This window comes from Haloferax sp. Atlit-109R, assembly GCF_003665865.1.
GTDB classification, from domain to species: Archaea; Halobacteriota; Halobacteria; order Halobacteriales; family Haloferacaceae; genus Haloferax; species Haloferax volcanii.
The window spans coordinates 1-5,422 of sequence record NZ_QPLO01000006.1 but is presented as its reverse complement, the minus strand read 5'-3'; the positions used below and the strand labels follow the sequence as shown (position 1 = coordinate 5,422).

1 tRNA gene and 3 rRNA genes are annotated in these 5,422 nt (G+C 56.2%); all 4 read right to left on the bottom strand.

The features are described from left to right. The 4 genes from rrf to DVK03_RS19380 all read right to left on the bottom strand — a co-directional run bounded on the left by rrf (position 1) and on the right by DVK03_RS19380 (position 5,005). A 5S ribosomal RNA gene (gene rrf, locus DVK03_RS19395) occupies positions 1 to 120 on the bottom strand. 111 nt (positions 121 to 231) lie between these two features. After that, positions 232 to 3,146 (bottom strand): 23S ribosomal RNA (locus tag DVK03_RS19390). A gap of 217 nt (positions 3,147 to 3,363) precedes the next feature. Then, positions 3,364 to 3,435, bottom strand: a tRNA-Ala gene (locus DVK03_RS19385). A 97-nt stretch (positions 3,436 to 3,532) separates the two neighbouring features. Then, a 16S ribosomal RNA gene (locus DVK03_RS19380) occupies positions 3,533 to 5,005 on the bottom strand. Together the 16S, 23S and 5S rRNA genes with 1 tRNA gene alongside form the textbook arrangement of a ribosomal RNA operon. Positions 5,006 to 5,422 lie beyond the last annotated feature (417 nt).

Here is a 5,422-nt window from a genome sequence, read left to right as displayed (position 1 = left end):
GGGGCGGCGAACTGGATTTCCCAGAGGATCGCTCACTCCAGTACTGACCAGAACGCAGGTGAGCTTAACTTCCGTGTTCGGGATGGGTACGGGTGGAACCTCACCGCTCTGGCCGCCTTAATGCCGACCAACGGAATCGAACCGTTGCCATACCAATATCGGTCGGGCCGTCTTACCAATGTGTCCGTGCAATCCAGTTTGCGCCTGGACCCGTTCTCGGGTCTCAGTGCGTATGAATGTGGCTTGGACTGTTAGTGCTCGCGGGCTTAACAACTCGTTGCCTCGTTGCGCACACCCCGAGTCTATCGAACTCGTCTTCTACGAGTGTCCTCAGTGGAACTTCTTTTCCGTGTGGGTTTCGAGCTTAGATGCGTTCAGCTCTTACCCCGTGGTGCGTAGCTGCCCGGCATCTGCCCTCTCGGACAACCGGTACACCAGTGGCACCCATTCGTAGTTCCTCTCGTACTATACGAACGTTCACGTCAAGTTCCTTAACACCCCCAATAGATAGCAGCCGACCTGTCTCACGACGGTCTAAACCCAGCTCACGACCTCCTTTAATAGGCGAACAACCTCACCCTTGCCTGCTTCTGCACAGGCAGGATGGAGGGAACCGACATCGAGGTAGCAAGCCACCGGGTCGATATGTGCTCTTGCCGGTGACGACTCTGTTATCCCTAAGGTAGCTTTTCTGTCATCTACGGGTCCCATGAATGAACCTCGTAGGTTCGCTAGACCACGCTTTCGCGTCAGCGACACTCGTTGGGAATGTCACTGTCAGACTTCCGTTTGCTCTTGCGCTCTTCCACGAGTTCCCGACTCGCGTGAGGAAATCTTTGGGCGCGCTCGATATCTTTTCGAGCGCGTACCGCCCCAGTCAAACTGCCCGGCTACCGGTGTCCTCCGCCAGGAGTGAGAGTCGCAGTCACTAACGGGTAGTATTTCAATGCTGCCTCGGTGGCCCGCTGGCGCGGGTACCTGTGTAACGGCTCCTACCTATGCTGCACATTAGCGACCACGTCTCAGCGACAGCCTGCAGTAAAGCTCTATAGGGTCTTCGCTTCCCCTTGGGGGTCTCCAGACTCCGCACTGGAACGTACTGTTCACCGGGCCCAACGTTGGGACAGTGACGCTCTCGTTGATCCATTCATGCAAGCCGCTACTGAAGCGGCAAGGTACTACGCTACCTTAAGAGGGTCATAGTTACCCCCGCCGTTGACGGGTCCTTCGTCCTATTGTACTAGGTGTTCAGATACCCGCACTGGGCAGGATTCAGTGACCGTACGAGTCCTTGCGGATTTGCGGTCACCTATGTTGTTACTAGACAGTCGGAGCGTCCGAGTCACTGCGACCTGCTCGGTCAAGAGCAGGCATCCCTTATCGCGAACTTACGGGACTAACTTGCCGAATTCCCTAACGTCGGTTGATCCCGACAGGCCTTGGCTTGCTCTGCCAGCGCACCTGTGTCGGATCTCGGTACGAGCTTCTTGCTTGTCTTTTCACGGGCTCTAGGTACCGCCGAGTTTCCCTATCTCACCATTCGTTCGCTTCGTGCCGTTACGGCTTCCACGAATTTCGGTGATTCGACGGGGCGAAGGCCCCGCTCGGTGTTTCCTAAAGCGTCGACGTTTAGTGCAAGAAGGTACTGGAATATTAACCAGTTTCCCTTTCATCTATTTCGAATTACGGATAGACTTAGGATCGACTAACCCTCGGCTGATTGACAGTGCCGAGGAACCCTTGCGCGTAAGGCCGTCGGGGTTCACACCCGACTCTCGCTGCTACTGAGACCATGATTTTCGTTGCTGCACGGTCCACACGAGATCTCTCCCGTGCTTCCACCCATGCAGTATGCCAACCTACGGAATCGTGTCGTGTGACACGCCGCCAGGTCTCGGAGGTGGATTTGAGTCCCGATCATTTTCGACGCCTCGAACCTCGGCCGGTAAGCTGTTACGCTATTCTTAGAGGGTAGCTGCTTCTAAGCTCACCTCCCGGCTGTTTAGGGCTCGAGACAATCTTCAATCACACTTAATCCACACTTTGGGTCCTTAACCTGGCTCTGGGTTGTCTCCCTCACGGTGCACAAGCTTACCCCGCACACCGGACTCCCTGAGTCTACGACGTTCGTAAGTTCGGAGTTTGACAGGGAAGCGAACTCCTCTCGGAGTCCGGATTCCCAATCGGTCGCTCTACCTCACGAACTATCTCATCAGAGGTCATGCTTCGACATGTTTCGGTTGGAACCAGCTGTTGCCAAGTTCGATGGGCCTTTCACCCCTACACCAGAGTCACGAGAGGGTATTGTAGGACACCAACTCTAACGGGCCTCCACGCAGCTTTCGCCACGCTTCGCCCTGCTCCGGCGTAGATCACTTGGTTTCGGGTCGTGTCCGGTTGGCTCCCCGCCCTTGAAGACGGTGGCCCTGGTCAAAGACTGCGGCCGTATCGGTTTCCCTATGCCTCCGGGGGTTCACCCCTTAGACTCGCCAGTCAGACACACTCCATGGTTCGTTTTTCAAAACGCACGACGTAACATCGGCTTCACTCGAGTCATACTACGGGATCGCTCCCAGTTCTTTCGTCGAGTGACCTTGTATGCCACGTCGCTCTATCGCCAACTGATTTCAAGCCCTATTGCACCGCCCTGTTCGGGGTGCTTTTCAGCGTTCGCTCACGCTACTTGTTCGCTATCGGTCTCGAGGAGTGTTTAGTCTTCGCAGTTGATGCCTGCGAAATTCACGAGGGATATCCAACCCCCGCTATTCTGGAACGACCCCGGGATCTGGTTCATACGTTACGGGGTTTTCACCCTGTATCACGCTCCGTTCCAGGAGACTTCACGTATGATCCAGGTCCGTTATGGGTAGTCCGTACACCACATTGCCCGAAGGCTTCGGTTTGGACTGTATCGCGTTCACTCGCCGTTACTAACGACATCGCGGATTGCTTTCTTTTCCTGTTCCTACTAAGATGTTTCAATTCGGAACGTTCCCCATTGCGCGAGGCAATTGCGTGGGGATTCCCATTCGGAGATCCTCAGTTCTTTCCCTCCATGCGGGTCCCTGAGGCTTATCGCAGCTTGGCACGTCCGTCATCGGCTCTCGAGCCGAGCTATCCACCAGCTGGCACAGTAGCCAGTTGATATAGTCACTGTGACCCGGAGAACGGGTCCAGTGGACGCCTGGATTGCACGTACACACGGTTTCATCAAATCCCCTCGGTGACGACCCGAGGCGAATTTTCGACCCTTCCCAACCTCGCTTGCGCGGGATGGTGCATCTGTCGTCAGTATCCATTCTGTCGAAACGTCTTGCCACACTTAAGGGGCACGATCGTTTCGGAGTGGAGTACTGCTTACCATGGACCCACAGGGATTCGAACCCTGGGCATCCTCCTTGCAAAGGAGGCACTCTACCACTGAGCTATGGGCCCGTGTTAGCCCTAGTAGTTCTAAGGTGTCCGAACGGGTGTCATTGGTGAACTCGGAAGATCGCGTGTGAGCCACCCCGTCGGGGTGGTCTCGGTCGTTAGGAGGTGATCCAGCCGCAGATTCCCCTACGGCTACCTTGTTACGACTTAAGCCCCCTTGCGAAGCCCAGATTCGACCACCGTGTGGTGGCCTCATCCGGACCTCACTCGGGTGCTTTGACGGGCGGTGTGTGCAAGGAGCAGGGACGTATTCACCGCACTCTATTGAAATGCGATTACTACCGAATCCAGCTTCATGAGGGCGAGTTTCAGCCCTCAATCCGAACTACGATCGAGTTTAGGAGATTAGCGTTCTCTTTCGAGATAGCAACCCATTGTCTCGACCATTGTAGCCCGCGTGTAGCCCAGCTCATTCGGGGCATACTGACCTACCGTTGCCCGTTCCTTCCTCCGCTTTAGCAGCGGCAGTCCTTCTAATGTACCCAGCCAGTCGAAACTGCTGCTGGCAATTAGAAGTGCGGGTCTCGCTCGTTGCCTGACTTAACAGGACGCCTCACGGTACGAGCTGACGGCGGCCATGCACCTCCTCTCTACAGCGTCGTGATAAGGTCATCAACCTGATCGTCATCACTGTAGTCGGAGCTGGTGAGATGTCCGGCGTTGAGTCCAATTAAACCGCAGGCTCCTCCGGTTGTAGTGCTCCCCCGCCAATTCCTTTAAGTTTCATCCTTGCGGACGTACTTCCCAGGCGGCTCGCTTCTCGGCTTCCCTACGGCACAACACAGGCTCGTAGCCTGTGTCACACCTAGCGAGCATCGTTTACAGCTAGGACTACCCGGGTATCTAATCCGGTTCGAGACCCTAGCTTTCGTCCCTCACCGTCGGATCCGTCTTCTCGAGGTGCTTTCGCCATCGGTGGTCCGTCCAGGATTACGGGATTTCACTCCTACCCCGGACGTACCCCTCGAGCCTTCCGGTCCCAAGCCACGTGGTTTTCACCGGACGCCCGCCAGTTGAGCTGGCGGATTTCCCGATGAACCTTCGTGGCCGGCTACGGACGCTTTAGGCCCAATAATATCGGTCATCACTTGAGCTGCCGGTATTACCGCGGCGGCTGGCACCGGTCTTGCCCAGCTCTTATTCCACGACCGCCTTACAGTCGTGAAAAGCGAGGACTATATGCCCTCGCACTTGGGGTCCCCTTATCGCACTTGCGTGCAGTGTAAAGGTTTCGCGCCTGCTGCGCCCCGTAGGGCCCGGAATCTTGTCTCAGATTCCGTCTCCGGGCTCTTGCTCTCACAACCCGTACCGATTATCGGCACGGTGGGCCGTTACCCCACCGTCTACCTAATCGGCCGCAGCCACATCCTACAGCGCCTGAGCGTTTCGGGGAGTCGGCATTCCAGCATGACTCCCGTATGAACTATTAGCCTCAGTTTCCCGAGGTTATCGTTCTCTGTAGGGTAGTTTGGCCACGTGTTACTGAGCTTTTCGCCACGAGTATGAACTCGTGCAACTAGCATGGCTAAATCGGACCCCAATAGCAATGACCTCCGGCAGGATCAACCGGAATGGGTCGCGACCATTTAAACCTGGTCGCGGGGTGTTGGCGGGTGAATGACAGCGTGTTGCTGTCAAATCACCGTTCAAAGGTCCGAGTTCGCGTGACATCCGTTCGGATGTCACCGAACTACTAGGGCTAACATCAGATACCGTCTTGCGGCGTACCGCAGGGGCGGAATCCTCATTTCCTTCGGACCTGAATCGAAGCGATTCGAGGGTATAAACCCTTCGAACCCCGTTCGGTTCGGGTCCGGTGAGGCAGGACGCGTTGAATCGCCCTGCAATCGCGGTGTGTCGTTCGCATTCATCCGAAATGCCTTGGACCACTTAAGGCCGTCGTATCGTGGCGACCCCCGGGAAGGTGTGTCATCCCGGCGAGCGCCTGACGACCTTGGGGTCAGGGGCGTTCGGTGGAAGCTTTCAGGGG